This is a genomic window from Demequina sp. (assembly GCF_024642165.1).
Taxonomy (GTDB): domain Bacteria; phylum Actinomycetota; class Actinomycetes; order Actinomycetales; family Demequinaceae; genus Demequina.
In genome coordinates, this window is the sequence record NZ_JAHEBP010000001.1 from 21,335 (window position 1) to 39,280 (window position 17,946).

At 71.3% G+C, this 17,946-nt stretch carries 21 protein-coding genes; 7 read left to right on the plus strand and 14 right to left on the minus strand.

What is annotated here, in order from left to right:
• Positions 1-32: 32 nt before the first annotated feature.
• Both Q0L54_RS00085 and Q0L54_RS00090 read left to right on the plus strand, forming a co-directional pair.
• Positions 33-698 carry a TrkA family potassium uptake protein gene (locus tag Q0L54_RS00085; RefSeq protein ID WP_296664381.1) on the plus strand — a complete coding sequence of 222 codons (666 nt, stop codon included), beginning with the start codon at positions 33-35 and terminating at the stop codon, positions 696-698.
• Positions 695-1,381, plus strand: a complete 687-nt coding sequence (locus tag Q0L54_RS00090; RefSeq protein ID WP_296664383.1) for a TrkA family potassium uptake protein — start codon at positions 695-697, stop codon at positions 1,379-1,381. The genes Q0L54_RS00085 and Q0L54_RS00090 overlap by 4 nt, the downstream gene beginning before the upstream one ends.
• Here Q0L54_RS00090 and Q0L54_RS00095 read toward each other — a convergent pair.
• The 5 genes from Q0L54_RS00095 to Q0L54_RS00115 all read right to left on the minus strand — a co-directional run bounded on the left by Q0L54_RS00095 (position 1,299) and on the right by Q0L54_RS00115 (position 4,043).
• Complete coding sequence (locus tag Q0L54_RS00095) at positions 1,299-1,964, minus strand: DUF3159 domain-containing protein (protein WP_296664385.1); 666 nt, start codon at positions 1,962-1,964, stop codon at positions 1,299-1,301. The genes Q0L54_RS00090 and Q0L54_RS00095 overlap by 83 nt on opposite strands.
• On the minus strand, positions 1,961-2,245 hold the full coding sequence (locus tag Q0L54_RS00100; RefSeq protein WP_296664387.1) for an OB-fold nucleic acid binding domain-containing protein: 285 nt from the start codon (positions 2,243-2,245) through the stop codon (positions 1,961-1,963). The genes Q0L54_RS00095 and Q0L54_RS00100 overlap by 4 nt, the downstream gene beginning before the upstream one ends.
• On the minus strand, positions 2,242-2,685 hold the full coding sequence (dut, locus tag Q0L54_RS00105) for a dUTP diphosphatase (RefSeq protein ID WP_296664388.1): 444 nt from the start codon (positions 2,683-2,685) through the stop codon (positions 2,242-2,244). The genes Q0L54_RS00100 and dut overlap by 4 nt, the downstream gene beginning before the upstream one ends.
• A 3-nt stretch (positions 2,686-2,688) precedes the next feature.
• The gene (locus tag Q0L54_RS00110) at positions 2,689-2,988 is read right to left on the minus strand and encodes a DUF4193 domain-containing protein (RefSeq protein ID WP_296664390.1); all 300 of its coding nucleotides are present in this window, start codon (positions 2,986-2,988) and stop codon (positions 2,689-2,691) included.
• Positions 2,989-3,236: 248 nt separating this feature from the next.
• Positions 3,237-4,043, minus strand: a complete 807-nt coding sequence (locus tag Q0L54_RS00115; protein WP_296664391.1) for an inositol monophosphatase family protein — start codon at positions 4,041-4,043, stop codon at positions 3,237-3,239.
• A gap of 83 nt (positions 4,044-4,126) precedes the next feature.
• On the opposite strand from Q0L54_RS00115, the gene sepH reads away from it, so the two are divergent.
• Complete coding sequence (gene sepH, locus Q0L54_RS00120) at positions 4,127-5,206, plus strand: septation protein SepH (protein ID WP_296664393.1); 1,080 nt, start codon at positions 4,127-4,129, stop codon at positions 5,204-5,206.
• 2 nt (positions 5,207-5,208) lie between these two features.
• On the opposite strand, the gene Q0L54_RS00125 is transcribed toward sepH, so the two are convergent.
• Both Q0L54_RS00125 and Q0L54_RS00130 read right to left on the minus strand, forming a co-directional pair.
• The gene (locus Q0L54_RS00125; protein WP_296664395.1) at positions 5,209-6,378 is read right to left on the minus strand and encodes an alkaline phosphatase family protein; all 1,170 of its coding nucleotides are present in this window, start codon (positions 6,376-6,378) and stop codon (positions 5,209-5,211) included.
• Positions 6,375-6,941 carry a DUF5998 family protein gene (locus Q0L54_RS00130; protein ID WP_296664397.1) on the minus strand — a complete coding sequence of 189 codons (567 nt, stop codon included), beginning with the start codon at positions 6,939-6,941 and terminating at the stop codon, positions 6,375-6,377. The genes Q0L54_RS00125 and Q0L54_RS00130 overlap by 4 nt, the downstream gene beginning before the upstream one ends.
• 154 nt (positions 6,942-7,095) lie before the next feature.
• Here Q0L54_RS00130 and Q0L54_RS00135 point away from each other — a divergent pair, with 154 nt between their 5' ends.
• Entirely contained in the window at positions 7,096-9,522 is a 2,427-nt protein-coding gene (locus tag Q0L54_RS00135) for a DNA topoisomerase (ATP-hydrolyzing) subunit A (RefSeq protein ID WP_296664399.1), read from the plus strand.
• A 35-nt stretch (positions 9,523-9,557) separates the two neighbouring features.
• Here Q0L54_RS00135 and Q0L54_RS00140 read toward each other — a convergent pair whose 3' ends face one another.
• From Q0L54_RS00140 to Q0L54_RS00160, 5 genes are all read right to left on the minus strand, one after another.
• Positions 9,558-10,382, minus strand: coding sequence for a hypothetical protein (locus Q0L54_RS00140; protein ID WP_296664401.1), 825 nt, complete (start codon positions 10,380-10,382; stop codon positions 9,558-9,560).
• Positions 10,379-10,738 carry a hypothetical protein gene (locus Q0L54_RS00145; protein ID WP_296664403.1) on the minus strand — a complete coding sequence of 120 codons (360 nt, stop codon included), beginning with the start codon at positions 10,736-10,738 and terminating at the stop codon, positions 10,379-10,381. Before Q0L54_RS00145 ends, Q0L54_RS00140 begins: the two co-directional genes overlap by 4 nt.
• A 37-nt stretch (positions 10,739-10,775) precedes the next feature.
• Entirely contained in the window at positions 10,776-12,062 is a 1,287-nt protein-coding gene (locus Q0L54_RS00150; protein WP_296664405.1) for a threonine/serine exporter ThrE family protein, read from the minus strand.
• A gap of 112 nt (positions 12,063-12,174) precedes the next feature.
• Complete coding sequence (locus Q0L54_RS00155; protein WP_296664406.1) at positions 12,175-12,618, minus strand: hypothetical protein; 444 nt, start codon at positions 12,616-12,618, stop codon at positions 12,175-12,177.
• A complete protein-coding gene (locus Q0L54_RS00160; RefSeq protein ID WP_296664408.1) occupies positions 12,615-14,711 on the minus strand; it encodes a DNA topoisomerase IV subunit B in 2,097 nt (698 codons plus the stop codon). Before Q0L54_RS00160 ends, Q0L54_RS00155 begins: the two co-directional genes overlap by 4 nt.
• Before the next feature lie 104 nt (positions 14,712-14,815).
• Here Q0L54_RS00160 and Q0L54_RS00165 point away from each other — a divergent pair, with 104 nt between their 5' ends.
• Positions 14,816-15,661, plus strand: a complete 846-nt coding sequence (locus Q0L54_RS00165) for a tryptophan-rich sensory protein (protein ID WP_296664410.1) — start codon at positions 14,816-14,818, stop codon at positions 15,659-15,661.
• On the opposite strand, the gene Q0L54_RS00170 is transcribed toward Q0L54_RS00165, so the two are convergent.
• Both Q0L54_RS00170 and Q0L54_RS00175 read right to left on the minus strand, forming a co-directional pair.
• Entirely contained in the window at positions 15,658-16,128 is a 471-nt protein-coding gene (locus Q0L54_RS00170; RefSeq protein ID WP_296664412.1) for a GNAT family N-acetyltransferase, read from the minus strand. The genes Q0L54_RS00165 and Q0L54_RS00170 overlap by 4 nt on opposite strands.
• Position 16,129: 1 nt before the next feature.
• Entirely contained in the window at positions 16,130-16,471 is a 342-nt protein-coding gene (locus Q0L54_RS00175; RefSeq protein WP_296664414.1) for a hypothetical protein, read from the minus strand.
• 72 nt (positions 16,472-16,543) lie between these two features.
• On the opposite strand from Q0L54_RS00175, the gene Q0L54_RS00180 reads away from it, so the two are divergent.
• A complete protein-coding gene (locus Q0L54_RS00180; protein ID WP_296664415.1) occupies positions 16,544-17,524 on the plus strand; it encodes a DMT family transporter in 981 nt (326 codons plus the stop codon).
• A gap of 218 nt (positions 17,525-17,742) precedes the next feature.
• Positions 17,743-17,940 (plus strand): hypothetical protein, encoded by a 198-nt coding sequence (locus tag Q0L54_RS00185; protein WP_296664416.1) that lies wholly within the window; start codon positions 17,743-17,745, stop codon positions 17,938-17,940.
• Positions 17,941-17,946 lie beyond the last annotated feature (6 nt).

A 17,946-nucleotide genomic window follows, 5' to 3' on the forward strand; every position in this document is an offset into this window, starting at 1 on the left:
TCCTAGGCTCAACGGGTATAGCGTGGGTCTCCGTGCACATCGTGATCATGGGCTGTGGCCGCACCGGCGCGGCGCTCGCCACCGAATTCGAGGCACGCGGCCACAGCGTGGCCATCATCGACCAGTCCGGAGACGCCTTCCGGCGGCTGCCCGCCTCCTTCAAGGGACAACGCATCACCGGCATCGGCTTCGACCGCGACACGCTGGTCTCCGCGGGCGTGGAGGATGCCTACGGGTTCGCCGCCGTGTCCGACGGCGACAACTCGAACATCCTCGCCGCGCGCGTGGTGCGCGAAACCTATGGCGTCGACAACGTGGTGGCTCGCATCGCCGACTCCGGCCGAGCGGACGTGTATCGCAGGCTCGGCATCCCGACGGTCGCTCCCGTCCCGTGGACCGCGGCGCAGATCGTGTCGCGACTGCTTCCCGGAGGCAGCGACGATCTGTACCTCGACCCCTCCGCGGGGATCGGCCTGCGACGCTTGCGGGTTGACTCGGGGTGGGTGGGCCGCCGGTACGAGGATCTCCAACAGAACTCGGGGGCGCGGGTGGCCTACCTGGTGCGCTTCGGGGATCGGTTGCTGCCGAACGCGGAGACGCTCGTGCAGGAGGGTGACGAGGCCTACTTCGTCATGGCGACGGGCGACGGTCCGGACCCGACACGGGTCATCGGGCGCGCACCGGAGGTGGCCAAGTGAAGGTGATGATCGCCGGCGCAGGCTCCGTGGGGCGCTCCATCGCACGCGACCTCCTCGAGCACGGCCACGAGGTGCTGCTCGTCGACTCCAGCCCCGCCGCGATGCGGGTGGCACAGGTGGCCGACGCGGAGTGGATGCTCGCCGACGTCTGCGAGCTCTCCGCGCTACGGGATGCCCAGGTCGAGGGCATGGACGTGGTGGTGGCGGCCACGGGGGACGACAAGGCGAACCTGGTGGTGTCCTTCCTCGCGAAGACGGAGTTCGGGGTCCCCCGCACCGTGGCGCGGGTGAACAACCCCCGCAACGAATGGATGTACGACGCTCAATGGGGCGTCGATGTCGCCGTGTCGACGCCTCGCATCATGACCGCCATGGTCGAGGAGGCCGTAGCGATCGGGGACCTCGTGCGCGTGTTCACCTTCCGCCAGTCGGGCGCCGCGATGGTCGAGGTGACCCTCCCGCCCGGCTCACCGGTGATCGGCGTGCTGCTGCGCGAGCTCCAGTGGCCCGTGGACATCGTGCTCGCCTGCATCGTGCGCGGCGATCGCACCATCGCCCCGTCGCCGGACGACACCCTCGAGGCTCACGACGAGCTGCTGTTCATCGTGTCGTCGGAGGCGGAGCCTGAGTCTCTCGAGCACCTGCTTCGCCACGGGCCAGGAGCCACACGCCCCACAGCGTGAGCGCGAACAGCGGCACTCCCATGGCGAGTTTCGCGGTGCCGAGCGCGGCGACCTCGCCGGCGAAGTACAACGGCAGCTGAACGGCGAGACGCAGCGCGAACATCGCCGCGAGGACGGCGGACGCGAGCTGGAAGCGACGGCGCTCCGCCGGCCGGGCGCGCCACGAGGTGCCCTCGCCGCGGATCAGCCCGATGACGATGCCCACCACCGGCCAGCCCACGGCCATGGAGATCAGCACGCCCGTCAGGTAGGCACCGTTGAGCCACAGGCCGGGCGTGAAGTACCCGGAGGCGTCGCCCGACCGCCACGCCCAGATCGCGCCGATCGCGACCCCGATCGCCCCCGACAGGGCCTGAGTCACCGGGGTCCGCTGGATCAGGCGGACCGCGACCATCGCCACCATCACGCCCGCCGAGGCGAGCACGGGCACGCGGAAGCCGCCCCACCCCAAATAGGCGACAACGAAGACGATGCCGGGGAGCGAGGACTCGACGAAGCCTCGCCATCCGCCCACAGCCTCGTGGAGGGAGAACGTCTCCCCGCCGAGGAGGCGAGCGGCCTTAGAGTCCTCGGCGCCGCTCATGCGCGCGTGATCAGCTGGTAGCGGGGGTTGTACAGGCGCGGGACCGAGTCGGTGGCGCACACGCGCCCCTCGAGCTCGAGACGCGCCCCGGGCCCGATGCCCGGCACGTCGCGGCGGCCCATGAAGACTGCGTCGATGCGGCCCGTGGCGTCCTCGAGCCTGACGGTGAACGCCGGCGGCGCGTCCGAGGGCTCGACCTGGATCGCCACCACCCGGCCGGCGACGCGAGCGACCTCGCGCGGCTGGACCTCGGAGATGGGCCGGGTGACCCCGTCCGTCACGACGCTCCCGTCGAACCGAAGCCGCCCTCGCCGCGATGCGAACCGGGCAGCGCCTCGACGGGCACGAAGGCCGCACGCTCGACGCGCTGGATCACGAGCTGCGCGATCCGGTCGCCCGCGGCGAGCCGCGCCGTCTCGCGCGGATCGGTGTTGAGGAGCGTGACGGAGACCTCGCCGCGGTAGCCGGCGTCCACGGTGCCGGGCGCGTTCACGATGGTGATGCCGTGACGGGACGCGAGACCGGAGCGCGGGTGCACGAAGGCGGCATAGCCGTCGGGCAGCGCGAGCCGGAGACCGGTGGGCACCGTGGCGCGCTCGCCGGGCTCGAGGGTCACGTCGACACGGGTCGTGACGTCCGCGCCCGCGTCCCCCGGATGGGAGTAGCTCGGCAGCGGCACGTCCGGAGAGGTCGTGCTGACGAGGATCTCGAGATCAGCCATGCGTCAGGCCGCGCACTCCGAGCAGATCGGCTGGTCGTTCCTGAAGGTGGCGAGCTGGCTGCGGTGATGCACCAGGAAGCAGGACATGCAGGTGAACTCGTCCTGCTGCGGGGGCAGGACCCGGACGGAGAGCTCCTCGCCGGAGAGGTCGGCTCCGGGCAGCTCGAAGCCCTCGGCGGCCTCCGCCTCGTCCTCGTCGACCACGCCCGAGGACTTGTCGGCGCGACGGGCCTTGAGCTCCTCGATCGAGTCGGCCGAGATCTCGTCATCGGTCTTGCGCGGAGCGTCGTAATCCGTTGCCATGCGGCTGGGGTCCCTTCCACGGAGTCTGTGGCTTGCTAATGCCTCACGAGGGACTTTTGTTCCCATGCGGCGCACGCATTGTGCCCCATCCCGGGCCAGAAAGCGACTCCTGAGCGCGCGTGCCGCCCAACACCCCCATCACCCCTCCACACCGAATGACCATCTCTCCACCGGCAACCTGGGGTTTCCTGCACAGGATGGCCCGAATGGGGCCGATTCCTACGGTGGCGCGTGGAGAGGCGCACTGGTCAGATCTCGCCGGCGCCCGCCTCCACCAAGGCATCGCGCAGCGCGTCCCACGTGGCGGGCACGGCGGCGATCAGGAGCCTGCCGTCGGGCGCGCCGCCGTCGAGAGCGCCCACGCGCACCCCCGCCTCCGTGGCGATGAGCGCCCCAGCGGCGAAGTCCCACGGATGCAGGCCGTGCTCGTAGTAGGCGTCGACCAGGCCCGCGGCCACGTGGCACAGGTCGATGGAGGCGGCGCCCAGGCGACGGATGTCTCGCACCTGCGGGAGGATCGTGGCCACGATCCGGCCCTGGCGGGCGCGCCGCTCGGCCGTGTACTGGAATCCGGTCGCGACAAGGGAGCCCTCGAGCCCCGGCCCGTCCTCGTGGCGCAGCAATTCGCCGTCCCGGCGCGCGCCCTCGCCGCGCGCCGCCGTCCACAGCACCCCCGAGCCGTCGAGCACGGCGCCCGCCTCGATGGTCCATCGCGCGGGTTCGGGCGGTCCGCTGACCGCGGCGACCGACACGGAGAAGTGAGGAATCCCGTACAGGTAGTTCACCGTGCCGTCGATGGGGTCGACCACCCACGTGATTCCGGAGGTGCCCACCACGTCGTCGCCCTCCTCGCCCAGGATGCCGTCGTCGGGCCGCAGCTGCGCCAGGCGGTCGCGCACCAACCGCTCTGCCGCCAGGTCCATCTGGGTGACCACGTCGACGGCGGACGTCTTGGTGTGAGCCACACGCGCCGCGCGCCGCCCGTCGATGATGAGGCGACCCGCCTCGGAGGCGAGCGCGGTGGCCACATCGAGGAGCTCGGAAGGTGCGGGCATGCATTCATCGTAGGAGGGGGACCAATCGCGCGGGACCGGGGTGTCGCGGCCTCGCTCCGGCACTCGCGTGGCACCCTGAGTCCATGACTCGCCTCACCCTCGTGGGTCCCTCGGAGGACGGCCTTCACCTCATGGTGGAGACCGAGTCGGGTGACCGCCTCGAGCTCCCCCTCTCCGATGAGCTCCGACACGCCGTGCGATACACGCGTGCCACCGTCCCGACCGCCCATGCGGGTCAGGACGCAGACGACGACGCACCCACCCTGTCGCCGCGCGAGATCCAGCAGCGGATCCGCGCGGGGCTCAGCGGAGCGGAGCTCGCGGAGCTCACCGGCGCGTCGTTGACCACCATCGAGAAGTACGAGGCCCCGGTCGCCGCCGAGCGCCAGTACATCGCCGACCTGGCTCGTGAGACCCGGATCGGCCGCGACCCGAGCGCACCCCAGCTGGGCGAGCTGGTGACGGATCGGCTGGCTGCGCGCGGCGTCGATCCCGAGACGGTGACGTGGGACGCGTGGCGCGAGCAGGACGAGCCGTGGAACGTCGCGGCCGACTATCGCGTGTCGGGGCGCAGTGTGCGGGCGCTGTGGACGTTCGACCACACGGCTCGCACGGTGACGGCCGAGGACGAGGAGGCCCGCTGGCTCTCCGAGACCGAATTGCTGGACGTCCCCATCCCGCGCCGCCACCTGAGCGCGGTGCGCGACGCCCTCGAGGGAAGGGTGCCGCCGCTGCAGGCGAGCCGCCCGCCCGCCCCGGTCACCGACGCCACCCCCGTGGTCAAGGAGGCCGGCGCCGAGGTCACGGACGACACCGCCGAGTCCGCCATCGTGCTGCCGCGTCCCGTCGAGACGCAGACGGAGCTGCTGCTCGAGGACCTCGACCTCCGGCGAGGCACGCGCGAGAGCGTCGCGGAGCCCGACGAGGGCGACGATGCGGACGACGACGCCTTCGAAGGATTCGGTCCCGCCCGCCGCGCGCGACAGGCCGAGACCGGATTCGCTCACCCGGCGGCGCGCCCGAAGGCGGAGCAGACGCGGCCGGTCGCGACCGTTCGGGCCCCGAGCGAGGAGTCGACGGAGCGCCGCGGGGGCAAGCGAGGCCGGGCCTCGGTTCCCAGTTGGGACGAGATCGTCTTCGGCGCGAAGAACGACCAGGGCTGAGGCTACGCGTCCCCGGCCACGAGCAGGGGCACCATCAGTTCCTCCGGTGTGAGCGAGCCATGGACGCCGATGAGCGCCAACGCCCGATCCGACTGCGTGCGCGAGTCCACCACCGTCGCGCGGCCCGTCATCGCGACCACGACGTCGCCGATGCGCTCCTCGACGTGCGCCGCGACGGGACCGAACAATCCCAGCGCGATCGCTTCGGCGCGCTCCAGCACCGCGGCGTGGACGCCTAGCGTGTCCCGCCACCGCGCGGCGACGCTCGCGGCCTCCGCCGCATCGTCCACGTGGAGGTGAAGGGCACGCGGCTCCCCCGCCACGAGCCGCACGCCACGCGCCAGGGCGGGCTCGCCGGCGACGTCCCATCGGGGCGCTCCGGTCACGTCCACCATGCCGTGGTCGGCGGTGACCACCATCACGGCGCGTCGCGGGAGCCGGACGCGCAGGCGCCGCAGCTCCTGATCCGCGTCCTCCAGCGCCGCGACCCAGGGATCGGACTGCCAGCCGTGCTTGTGCCCCGCCGCGTCGATGTCGCCCCAGTAGAGGTACGTGAGGCCCGGCCGACGCGCACGCATGATCGCCTCGTCCACCCGGGCCGCAAGCCGGTCGGCGCCCACGAACTCTCCCCCGGACAACGCGGCGCGCGTGAGCCCCGAGCCCGCGAACCGGCGCTTGCCCAGCGAGGCGACCGCCACGCCGGCGTCGTGCGCGGCGGCCAGCAAGGAGGGCTCGCGCTGCCAGCTCTCCGGCTCGTCCGCGCCCTCCCAGGACACGAGGTTGGCGGCGGCGCCCGTCCGTGGGTTGTGAGCCGTGTAACCGGTCATGCCCGTCGCACCCGCGGCGCTTCCCGTGCCGAACAGCGCGAGAGACGTGGCGGTGGTGGTGGGGAAGCCCGCGGTGATGACCTCAGACTCGGTCGAGCGCAGGAAGGGCGCGTGGCCCCGGCGCGCGTCGAGCTGCAGGTGACCCAATCCGTCGAGCAGCACCACCACGGCGTGCTCGGCGCGCGGCACGCCCAGCCGCACCCGGTCCGCCTCGGCGTCGCGACCGGCCACCGCGTGTGCGACGCCCACGGCGGCCAACGCCGCGGGCAGGACGGCACCCAGTTCCAGACCCCCGTAGTCGGGGACGGACAGCCCGGCGTCGGCGAGCAGTCCGGCTGAGGTCACCCGCGAGCCCCGATCGCGTTCTGGAGCACCCCGGAGAAGTCCTGGAGCGCGCGTACCGAGTCCTCGCCGTCGGCGATCAGGCTGACGCGCACCAGCACGTCGTCCGACGTGAGCGTGCCCGTGTAGCCGTGATCCGCCTCGCAGCTCTCGTCGCCGCACGAGGCGGGCTCGAGGTCGACGCGCGAATGCACGGAGCCGCCCACGGCGAGCACCAGCTCGGTGGGAGCATCGCCGTCGGTGTACTGCTCCGGTTCGTGCACCACGTGGGTCATCGCCATGTTGCGGATCGCGGACAGCGCGGTGGTCTCGACTGTCGCCGAGGCCTCGTGAACGCCCTCGGCCCCGTGGCCGGCGCCATCGTCCATGTGGACACGCAGCAGCCGCGTATCGGTCACCACGAGCACCGTCATGTGCCGGCGGACCTCGCGGTCGTCGAACGTGGTCTCGGCGTGGACGAAGTGTGCGCGGGCGGTCTCGGCGCCGATCGCCGAGCGGAGCACCGCGGTCGCGAGCGCCGGGTAGTACCCCGCGAACCGCACCGCCTGGTCGAGGGTGTGTGCCATGGCCGCTATTGTCTCACCTTCGTAGGCCGTGTGAGGGCGACCGCCGGTGGACGATGCGCGGCCTGGGGGCCGTCCCGCGTGGCACCGGGGCGCCGTGGGGCCCGCGGGAGACAATACGGGCGCGAGCCGTACGAGACGAAGGACGAGGTGTCAGATGACCGACGCACCCGACGCGCAGATCGTCGATATCGACGTCAGCGCCGAGATGGAGGCGTCGTTCCTCGAGTACGCGTACTCGGTCATCTACTCCCGGGCCCTGCCGGACGCCCGCGACGGCCTCAAGCCCGTCCAGCGCCGCATCGTCTACATGATGCAGGACATGGGCCTGCGGCCCGACCGCGCCTACGTGAAGTCGGCCCGCGTCGTGGGCGAGGTGATGGGCAAGCTCCACCCCCATGGCGACACGGCCATCTACGACGCGCTGGTGCGTATGGCGCAGTCGTTCTCGCTGCGCCTGCCGCTGGTGGACGGTCATGGCAACTTCGGCTCGCTCGACGACGGGCCGGCGGCCTCGCGCTACACCGAGGCCCGGCTCGCCCCGGCCGCGCTCGCCATGACCGCGGACCTCGACGAGGGCGTCGTCGACTTCGTCGCCAATTACGACAACAAGCTGACCCAGCCGTCGGTGCTGCCCGCGGCCGTGCCCAATCTGCTGGTCAACGGCGCCTCGGGGATCGCGGTGGGCATGGCCACCAACATGGCACCGCACAACCTGGTCGAGGTGGTCTCCGCCGCGCGGCACCTGCTCGCGAACCCGCGTGCGACCCTCGACGAGCTCATGCGGTTCGTACCCGGTCCGGATCTGCCCACCGGAGGCAAGATCGTGGGCCTCGACGGTGTACGCCAGGCGTATGAGACGGGCAAGGGCGCCTTCCGCACGCGCGCCAGCACCCGGGTCGAGAAGGTGACGGCGCGCCGCCAGGGAATCGTCGTCACCGAGCTGCCCTACGGCGTGGGCCCGGAGAAGGTGATCGAGAAGATCAAGGACGGGGTCTCCGCCAAGAAGCTGGACGGCATCTCCGCGGTCACCGATCTCACCGATCGGCACCACGGCCTGCGGCTGGTGATCGAGATCAAGAACGGCTTCAACCCCGAGGCCGTGCTCGAGAAGCTCTACAAGGTGACCCCGCTCGAGGAGAGCTTCTCCATCAACAACGTCGCCCTCGTCGACGGCGAGCCGCGGACGCTCGGGCTCAAGGAGCTGCTCGCGGTGTGGGTCGGGCACCGCATCACCGTGGTCCGCCGCCGTTCCGAGTTCCGCCTGACGGCGCGGCGGGACCGGCTGCACCTGGTGGACGGCCTGCTGGTGGCGATTCTCGACATCGACGACGTCATCCAGATCATCCGCTCCTCGGAGGACGCGGCAGAGGCGCGTGGTCGCCTCATGACCGCCTTCGACCTGTCCGAGATCCAGGCCGACTACATCCTCGAGCTCCGGCTTCGCCGCCTGACCAAGTTCTCGCGCCTCGAGCTCGAGAACGAGAAGGCCCAGCTGCTCGCGGAGATCGCCGAGCTCGAGGAGATCCTCGGTTCGGAGACGGTGCTCAAGGGCGTGGTGGGCCGCGAGATGGACGCGGTTGCGGCGCAGTACGGAACCCCGCGCCGCACCATCCTGCTCGCGGATGGCGGCGCCCTGTCCCCCACTCCCGTGGCAGGGAGCAAGGCCCCCGCCCTGGCGATGGAGATCGAGGACTCGCCGTGCTACGCGATGCTCTCGACCACGGGTCTCATCGCAAGGACGTCCTCGGACGAGCCGCCCGCGCGCGAGGGGCGTCGCTCGTCTCACGACGCGCTGCGCAGCGTGGTCCACTCCTCGGCGCGCGCGGACGTGGGGCTCGTGACGAGCCAGGGCCGCATCGTTCGCCTGTCGCTGCTCGACGTGCCGGCGTTGGCACCCACCTCGGAGCCGCCCTCGCTGGGCGGCGGCACGCCGGTCTCGGAGGTGGTGGGACTCGAGCGTGGGGAGGAGCCCGTGGGCCTGGTGCCGCTCGACGGCTCCACGCCCGTCGCGATCGGGACCGCGCACGGCGTCGTCAAGCGCGTGAGGGCCGATGACATCCCGCAGAAGGACGCCTGGGAGGCGATCTCGCTGTCCGACGGCGATGCCGTGCTGGGCGCAGGCGCGGCCTCCGACGGCGATCACCTGATCTTCATCGCGGACGATGCGAGCCTGCTCCACTTCGACGCGGCGCTGGTGCGCCCGCAGGGACGCGCGGGCGGAGGAATGGCCGGCATCAAGCTGGGTGCCGGGGCGGGCGTCGTGTTCTTCGGCGTGGTCCGGGCGGGGACCGATGCGGCCATCGCCACGGTCTCCGGCCCGTCCGGCGCGCTTCCGGGAACCGCGGCGGGATCCGCGAAGTGGACTCCGCTCGCCGAGTACCCCACCAAGGGGCGCGCCACCGGCGGCGTGCGCGCCCACCGCTTCCTCAAGGGCGAGGACGTGCTGCTCCTGGCCTGGGCGGGGCCCACCCCTCCGCGCGCATGCTCGGGAGCGGGCCAGCCGGTCGAGCTCCCGGCCCAGCCCGGCCGCCGGGACGGCTCGGGAACGGCGCTCGCCGCGCCGGTCGCCGGCATCGGCTGACGGACACCCCGGGGCGCCCTCGGCAACCCCGACGCTCAGCCCTCGGTGGCCGAGTCCTCGGGAACTCTCCCCCGCCCGTCGCGGAGCCTCACGGCGTCGCCCACCAGCAGCACGTCGCCCTTGAAGAACCTCAGCAGCCACAGGACGGCGTCGACGTTCGCATCGTGCTGGATGCGGGCGGGCGCACCCGGCTCCGCGCGGGTCGAACGACGCCCGATGACGTCCAGGACCGAGTGCACGGCGAGCGTGAACTCGCCCCGGAGGACGGTGTCGAGCGGCCGCGCCACCTTCCGATAGCGGACCTTCACGCCGTAGCCACCCGCTTCGACGTCCGCTCGATGGCCCACCTCGGCGGCGCGCCGCACATACAGACCCTTCTTGGGCAGGATCCGCGCCACGGAGACTCCCCTGCGCAGCGCGATCTCGAGGGCGAACGCGAGCCCATACCCCGACGCCTCGCCGGTGTTGGAGAACACGGCGACGTCACCGGGAACCTCGTTGTCCCGCATCACCATGACGGCCACCGTCGGGTGCCCTGCCTCGCCCGCGTCGATCGCCCCGTTGACCGCCTCGAGCAGGAACCGGCGCCGGTGCAGCGGCGTGGCGACGGCCAGCATCTTGCAGTCCTGTGCCGCGGCTCGCAAGATCGCCTCACGGACGCCCCCGCGCACCAGGCCGCCGTCGACGATGTCGACGTCCGGGCACAACGTGCGGAATCGCGCCGTCTCGTCGAAGAGGGCGTCGGAGCTCAAGAGCACCAGCGAGGCCGCCGCCCTCGCGATGCGGTCCACCGCGCGGTCACTGAGCCGGTGACCGTCGAAGACGGCGATCCGCCGCTTCGCCTCGATGACCCGGGTCACGCGCCGTCCGCCGGGAGACTCGCGAGCCGCGCCCCGATCACGGACTCCCATTGGCGGGCCCGCCTGCGCGCCTCGACCACGACGAGGGCGCTCAGACCGGCGCCGGCCGCCGCGAAGGCCGCCTCGCGCCGGTGCCCCAGCAGGCCTAGGGCGACGGCGGCCGCGGAACCCTGGACCACGCCTCCCAGCGCCGCAGCGTAGGAGCGGGCGTAGGCGAGCATCAGCGCGAGGGCGAGCGGGTCGGCGCACGCCATGACCGCTACGGCCGCCTCGCGGGTCAGGCGACGCGGCCCGAGTGAACTCGCGCCCATCCAGGGCAGGGTCGGATCCACGTCACGGTAGAGTCCTGCGCTCATTCCACTCCCCTGTTCCGTCGCGGACCGTCGCGACCTGTCAGCCGTTCTCGAACGCCCACCGGCGGTCCGTCACCAGTTTGGCCACCACCAGGCCCACCATGATCGACAGCACCACCAGGAGCACCTCGAGGATGGCCCCGATGGTGTCCGCGTAGCGAGCCTCGTTGAGGCTCACCACGGATTGGAAGACGAGCACCCCGGGGATCTGGACCAGCACGGCTGGCACCGAGAGGGTGATGACCGGCGAGCCGATCCGGCGGGCGACGATTGCGGCGAGCACGCCCACGATGACGCACCCGATCACCGTCGCCATCTGGATCATCATCCCCTGCTCGATCATGGCCTTCCGGACGGTGTTGGCGACCATCCCGATGACCGCCGCTGCGATGGCCATCCGCCAGGGCGAGTTGAACATCAGCGCGAAGCCCAGCACGCCGATGAAGCTGGCCAGCGCCGTGATCCCCAGGTGAGTCAGCACATCCATGGGAATCGGCTCTCGCACGCTGGTGTCGAGCGAGCTGACCAGCGTCATCGCCCAGACGGACAGCGCCGCGCCCACGGTCATCATGCTCCCGAACACGATGCGTGAGATGCCCGCGGAGAAGTCCATCTTCGCCATGTCCAAGGCCCCTGTGATGAGGGGGAAGCCGGGGAGCAGAAACAGCACGCATGCGATGTAGCCCGACGCGTGGACGTCGACGCCAACGTCGAACGCCCGGTACGTCGCGACCGACGCCAGGTACACCCCGCACGCCAGGGCCGCCGCGAGCATGGTGGTGCCGAACGGATTGAAGCCTCGATGAGCCAGCGCTCGCCTCACATACTGGCCGGCCGTGGCGGCGAGCAGCACCGCGATCACCTCGAGCGCTCGCGCATTGTTGAGCACCGCGAACCCGGCACATGCGCCGCCGGCGAACAACGCATTCATCACCGGCGGATGAAGCGCGGGCCGCCGCTCGATGCGGTCGAGCGCGGCGTGGACCTGATCCACGGTGGTGCGAGCGGGGATGTCGCGGCGGAAGGCGTCCAGCAAGGCGATCCGCTCGGCGTTGACGCCGGTGCGACGAACCTCGGTGACCTCGGTGCGGAAGATCGAGCCGCGGTGCGAGGTCGCGGTGATCTCGGTGAGCGTCACCGCCGCCGAGTGGCGGTCGATGCCGAGCGCGTGCGCCACGGCCTGCATGGCCTCCTTGACGCGGTAGCTCGCGGTGCCGGAGGACAGCATCATCCGCCCGACGCGCAGGATCGCGCCGGACTGTCGGATGAGCCCCACGGGCTCGAGCGAGTCCTCAGGGTCCCGGTCGTATGCGCGCTGGTCCGCCATCACTCTCCCTCGTGTCCGAACAGAGTCGCGGCCGGGCCGCGGGATGCTCCGGGGCCTCCATCATCGCAAAGCAGGGCGCGCCGCGCGAGAGCCGCGAGCGCCATTCCCCGACCTAGTGAGGCGAGCCGACGCGCTTGTGCCAATCGCGGATGCGCCGCAGCCGCTCGCGTTGCAGCGCGCCGTCGCCCCGATCCAGCGCCACGATCAGCAGCCCGCCCGCGAGGATCGCGCCGGTCTGGACCGACGAGGCGGCGTCGTTGACCATCAGCAGGACCGCCCACGCCACGACGAGGGCGATACCGAGCGCGGCGAGGCCGTGGCCGCGAGCCGAGCGTTCTCGCACCCACAGCTCGTCGATGAAGTCGAGCTCCCGGTCGGAATCCAAGAGCTCCTCCTCGAGCCGGGCGCAGCGGGCGGGGATCCCCACCACGGAGGTGCTCCGAAGAACGGTGCGCGCACCTGCGGCGTTGACCCGCGGCCGCTCGTGGTAGCCGTAGGGGTGCACGGGGCACGGCGGCGCGGTGTCGTGGCGCGCACGGGCGGCGTGTCCGCTCACGTGTCGATCCGCGAGTGGTCGAGCGATGCCGCGCCCGCGACGATGAAGTCGCGGCGCGGCGAGACGTCGTTGCCCATGAGGAGCTCGAAGATGCGCTCCGCTGCTGCGGCATCGGCGCTGGTGATGCGGCGCAACGTGCGCTTGCCCGTATCCATCGTGGTTTCCGCGAGCTGATTCGCGTCCATCTCGCCCAGGCCCTTGTAGCGCTGGATGTCATCCTTGTAGCGGCGGCCCGCGCGCTTCAACTCCCGCAGCGTCTCCTGCAGCTCCTTCTCGGAGTATGTGTAGACGTATTCGCGTTCTCGGCGCGCGGATCCCGACACCTCGATCCGGTGGAGCGGGGGCACCGCGGCGAACACGCGCCCGGCATCGACGAGCGGGCGCATGTACCTGAAGAACAGCGTGAGCAGCAGCGTTCGGATATGTGCGCCGTCGACGTCCGCGTCCGTCATCAGGATGATCTTCCCGTAGCGCGCCTGCTCGAGGTCGAAGGTGCGTCCGGAGCCGGCGCCGACCACCTGGATGATCGACGCACACTCCGCGTTGTGCAGCATGTCCGTCACGGACGCCTTCTGCACGTTGAGGATCTTGCCTCGGATGGGTAGCAGCGCCTGGAAGTCGGACCGGCGGGCGAGCTTGGCGGTGCCGAGCGCGCTGTCGCCCTCCACGATGAACAGCTCGGACTGCTCGACGTCGTTGCTGCGGCAGTCGGCGAGCTTGGCGGGCAGGGAGGACGTCTCGAGCGCATTCTTGCGGCGCGAGATCTCCTTCTGCTTGCGCGCGGCGACGCGGGCCCGCATCTCCGCCACCACCTTCTCCAGCACGGTGCTGGCCTGCGCCTTGGTGTCTCGCTTGGTCGAGGTGAGGATGGCGGCGAGCTCCTGCTCGATGACCTTGGAGACGATGCCGCGCACGGGACCCGTGCCGAGCACCTCCTTGGTCTGGCCCTCGAACTGTGGCTCCGGGATGCGGACCGTCACCACGGCGGTCAGGCCCGCCATGATGTCGTCCTTCTCGATCCGTTCGGCTCCGTCCTTGCCGGTGAGCTTGAGCCTGCGCGCGTTCGCGGCGATCTGCGCGCGCAGCACCTTCACGAGTCCCTGCTCGAATCCGGCGAGGTGGGTCCCACCCTTGGGCGTGGCGATGATGTTGACGAACGAGCGGGTGTCGGTCTCATAGCCCGTCCCCCATCGCAGCGCGATGTCGACCTGGCACTCGCGCGCGACCTCCTCGGAGACCAGGTGCCCGTTGGCCTTGAGCACGGGGACGGTCTCCGTGTACGCGCCGGAACCCGAGAGCTCCCACGTGTCCGTCACCGCCGCATCGGTCGCCACGAATTCCACGAAGTCCTTGGCGCCACCTTCGTAGCGGAACCGCTCCTCATGCGGCTCGAGCACGTTGCGCTCGTCGCGGACCACCAGCTCGAGGCCGGGGACCAGGAAGGCGGTCTGGCGGGCGCGCGCCACCAGCTCGTCGTAGCTGAATGTGGCCGACTTGTTGAAGATCTGTCGGTCCGCCCAATAGCGGATGCGGGTACCGGTGCGCGCCTTGGCCACCTTGCCGGTGACCGCGAGCTCCGAGCCCACCACGAAGGGCTCGAACACCGCGTCGGGCATCGGTCCCGTCGCTACGTCCTTGTAGTACCCGGGCTCTCCGCGGCGGAACGCCATGTGGTGGGTCTTGCCGCCGCGGTCCACCCAGACGTCCATCCGCTCGCTGAGTGCGTTGACCACCGAGGCTCCGACGCCGTGCAGGCCCCCGGACGCGGCGTACGAGCCGCCGCCGAACTTGCCCCCGGCATGCAGCTTGGTCATCACGACCTCGACGCCGGTGAGCCCCGTCTTGGGCTCGGTGTCCACGGGGATGCCGCGGCCCGAGTCGCGCACCTCGACCGAGTCGTCCGGGTGGAGCAGGATGTCGATGCGGTCGCCGAAGCCGCCCAGAGCCTCGTCAACCGAGTTGTCGATGATCTCCCAGAGGCAGTGCATGAGCCCGCGAGAGTCCGTGGTGCCGATGTACATGCCGGGGCGCTTGCGGACCGCCTCGAGCCCCTCGAGGACCGAGAGATGCCGTGCGGAGTAGTCGTTGGCCACGCCGGCAATCCTAGTTGCGCGCTCCGACGCGGCCGCTTCGCCTCACCGGCAACCCCGTGGATGATCCGCGCGCCTCAGCGCGTTGCCCCCCGCAAGGAGGAACCATGACCACCATCACCGCTGATCGCACGACCGCGCCGGTGGCGACCCGTGTGGTCGTCGCCGCCGGCGCCGTGCTCGCGATCGTGGGCGCCGCGTGGGGCTCGGGCGCCTTCGGCGGCACCCCCATCCAGGAAGCGGCGGGCGGGGCGCTGGCCGCCGACGCCACGCTGCTGGCACCCGCCACACCCGCCTTCGCAATCTGGTCCGTGATCTACACCGGCCTGCTGGTGTTCGCGGTGTATCAGGCGCTCCCGCGCCCGGGTTCGCGCCCGCGGGTCCGCTCGGTGGCCTGGCACGTGCTCGCCGCGATGGTGCTCAACGCCGCCTGGATCGCAGTGGTCCAGGAGGGATGGCTGCTCGCGTCCGTGGGAGTGCTCGCCGCGATCGTTGTGGTGCTGGTGCTCGCCGTCGCGCGCCTGGGGCAGAGCGGACCGTCCACCTTCATCGAGGCCCTCGCGCTCGACCTTCCCGTGGGTCTCTATCTGGGTTGGGCGTCGGTCGCCACCGTCGCCAACGTGACCGCCTTCGGCGTCGTCTGGTTCGGACTCGAGCCGGGCGAGGGGATGCCGGCGGCCGTAGGCGTGCTGGTGGCGGTGGGCTTCCTCGCGATCGCCGTCGCCCGCGACCTCGCCCGCACGGCCACACTCGCGTGGGCCACCACCGGCGCCATGGCGTGGGGCGTGGTGTGGATCGGCGAGGGTCGCCTCAACGGGACGCCGTCCGACGCCGTGGTGGGCTGGACGGCGGTGGGGGTCGCGGCCGTCGCGGTCGCTGCGACGCTCGTGACCACGGTCGCCGCACGTGTGCGCCACTCCCTCGCACAGCGCAGGGACGGCCGCGCGACCTAGGCGCGCGGCTTGCGCCTCAGCGACGTCATGGACACGTTGTCGTGCTTGATGAAGAAGCCCAGATCCTGATAGAGATGCAGGCCCGCGGGGCTCGCGTGGAGCTCGACCACCTCGATGCCGCGGCGGTCCGTCTCGGCGAGCAGCGCCTCCATGATGGCCCGCGCGTAACCCCGGCGTTGGTGCTGAGGGGCGGTCGACACCCACTGGATGTACCCCATCTGATGGGCATCCGCTCCGGGGCGCGCCAGCCGCGGCGCCACGTTCACCAGACCGCACGCCGCGAGCCCTCCCTCCGGCGCGTCGATCACCATGCCGAAGAGGTCGCGGTCGAGGCGCTCCCGCACCGTGCGCGTCGACTCCACCGCCCAGCTGGGTGTGGGCTTCGCTCCCACGGCCTTGTACATCAGGGCGCCCAGGTGGACGATCTCAGCGGCATCTGCCGCGACCGCCGGACGCACCTCGATCATGTCAGCGCCAGGCGACGGCGACGGCGATGTTGACGGCGGTGAGCACTCCGACGAGCAGCCACGCGCGCGGCGCGCTGTCCTTCTTCCGGTTGGCCTCCGCCAGGCCGGCGATCGCGAGGGCGATCACCAGCTTCACCGCGACCTTCGCGTGATCCGGCTCGTGGTCCGACGCATAAGCGACGGCCACCAGCCCGAGGCCCGTCACCACCTGCGCGCGCGCGCCCCACACCATCGCCATGGTGATGCGGCGCGCGTTGCCCCACCACTGTTCGAGGAACGGGCCCAGGATGGCCGCAAGGCCGATGAAGTGGAGGATCAACAGGACGATGCGCAGGACGGTCACGGGCTCTCCTCGCAGGTTCGGATGGCACGATGCTAGCGGCAGTGGCCGCGCCTGCGGCCCTATTCTTGGGCCGTGACATCAGCCGCCCCTCCCGCCCATCGTTCTGCCGCGCTTGGCGCGCTCTTCGCTCTTCTGGGCGCCGCGATGTTCGGCATCAACGGATCGATGTCGAAGGTGGTCATGGCGGCGGGCATCAGCCCGCAGCAGCTGACGTTCGCGCGGACGGTCGCGACCGCCGCCATCGCGGGCATGGTGCTGTTGATCACGGATCGCAGCCAGTTCCGCCTGTCGGGCCGCGAGGTCGGCTTCTTCGCGGCGCTCGGCGTCGCCGGTCTGGCGATGATCCAGTGGCTGTACTCCGTCGCGATATCCCGCCTGCCCGTCGGGGTGGCGTTGCTGTTCGAGTACACCGCCGTGGTGCTGGTGGCCCTGACGGCGCTCGTGGTCTTCAAAGAGCCTGTGCATCGGCGCCTGTGGTGGGCGATCGGCGGCGTGCTGGTGGGCCTCGCGGTGGTCGCGCAGGTCTGGGACTCCTCGCTTGACGGGCTCGGGATCGCGGCCGGCCTCGGCGCCGCCGTCGCGTACGCGTTCTACTTCCTTGCGGGCGAGCGCGGGGTCGCCCGGCGCCCTCCCATGGCGGTCGCGTTCTGGGCGGCGCTGTTCGCCAGCGTGTTCTGGGGCCTGTTCTCCGGCTGGTGGAGCATCGACCCCGCCCTGCTCGTCGAACGGATCTCGCTCGACGGCGCGCTGAGTTCCGTCGAGGTTCCACTGTGGGTGCCGCTGGCGTGGATCGTCACGCTCGGTAGCTTCGCGCCGTTCGTGCTGATCTTCATGGCGCTGCGCCACGTCAGCGCCACCGCCGTGGGCATCCTCGCGTCGTCCGAGGTCCTGTTCGCCTTCCTGGTCGCGTGGGTGTGGCTGGGCGAGACTCTGCTCCCGGTGCAGATCGCGGGCGCGGCACTCGTGCTGGTTGCCATCGTGGTGGCGCAGACCGCCCGCGACCGCGTCGCCGCACGCGTCGATACGCCGGAGGTCCCGCCCGAGGTGCCGTGACCCACGTGGCGTGACCGAGGTGCCGTGACCGAGGTGCCGTGACGGACGTGGCGCGGCGCTCGCGCCCGAGCCACCGCTGTACGCGTACCGCTGAGCTAGGACGCCGCGCGAGCAGAAATAGGGCATCCTCCCGATGCCGCCGTTGCGTCTTAGAGAGCACCGTGAGGGGTGTTGGAGCACCGGCACCCGGCCGGTCGGTCGGAACAAGGGGAGCGATCATGGACAACCTCACGGGGAATGACCTCTACCTCCAGTCTCGCGCGGCGGGCCTGGACGCCGCGGCGGAACGCCGACGGGCCCAGCTCGAGCGCATCGAGGGCACGGCGCCCGTGCGCCGCCGGTCGCTGCGCGACTGGTTCGCGCGACCGGCTCGCCCGGCCGTGTCGCGGTTCACCGGCCGCGCCGCAGCGGCGTGAAGCCCT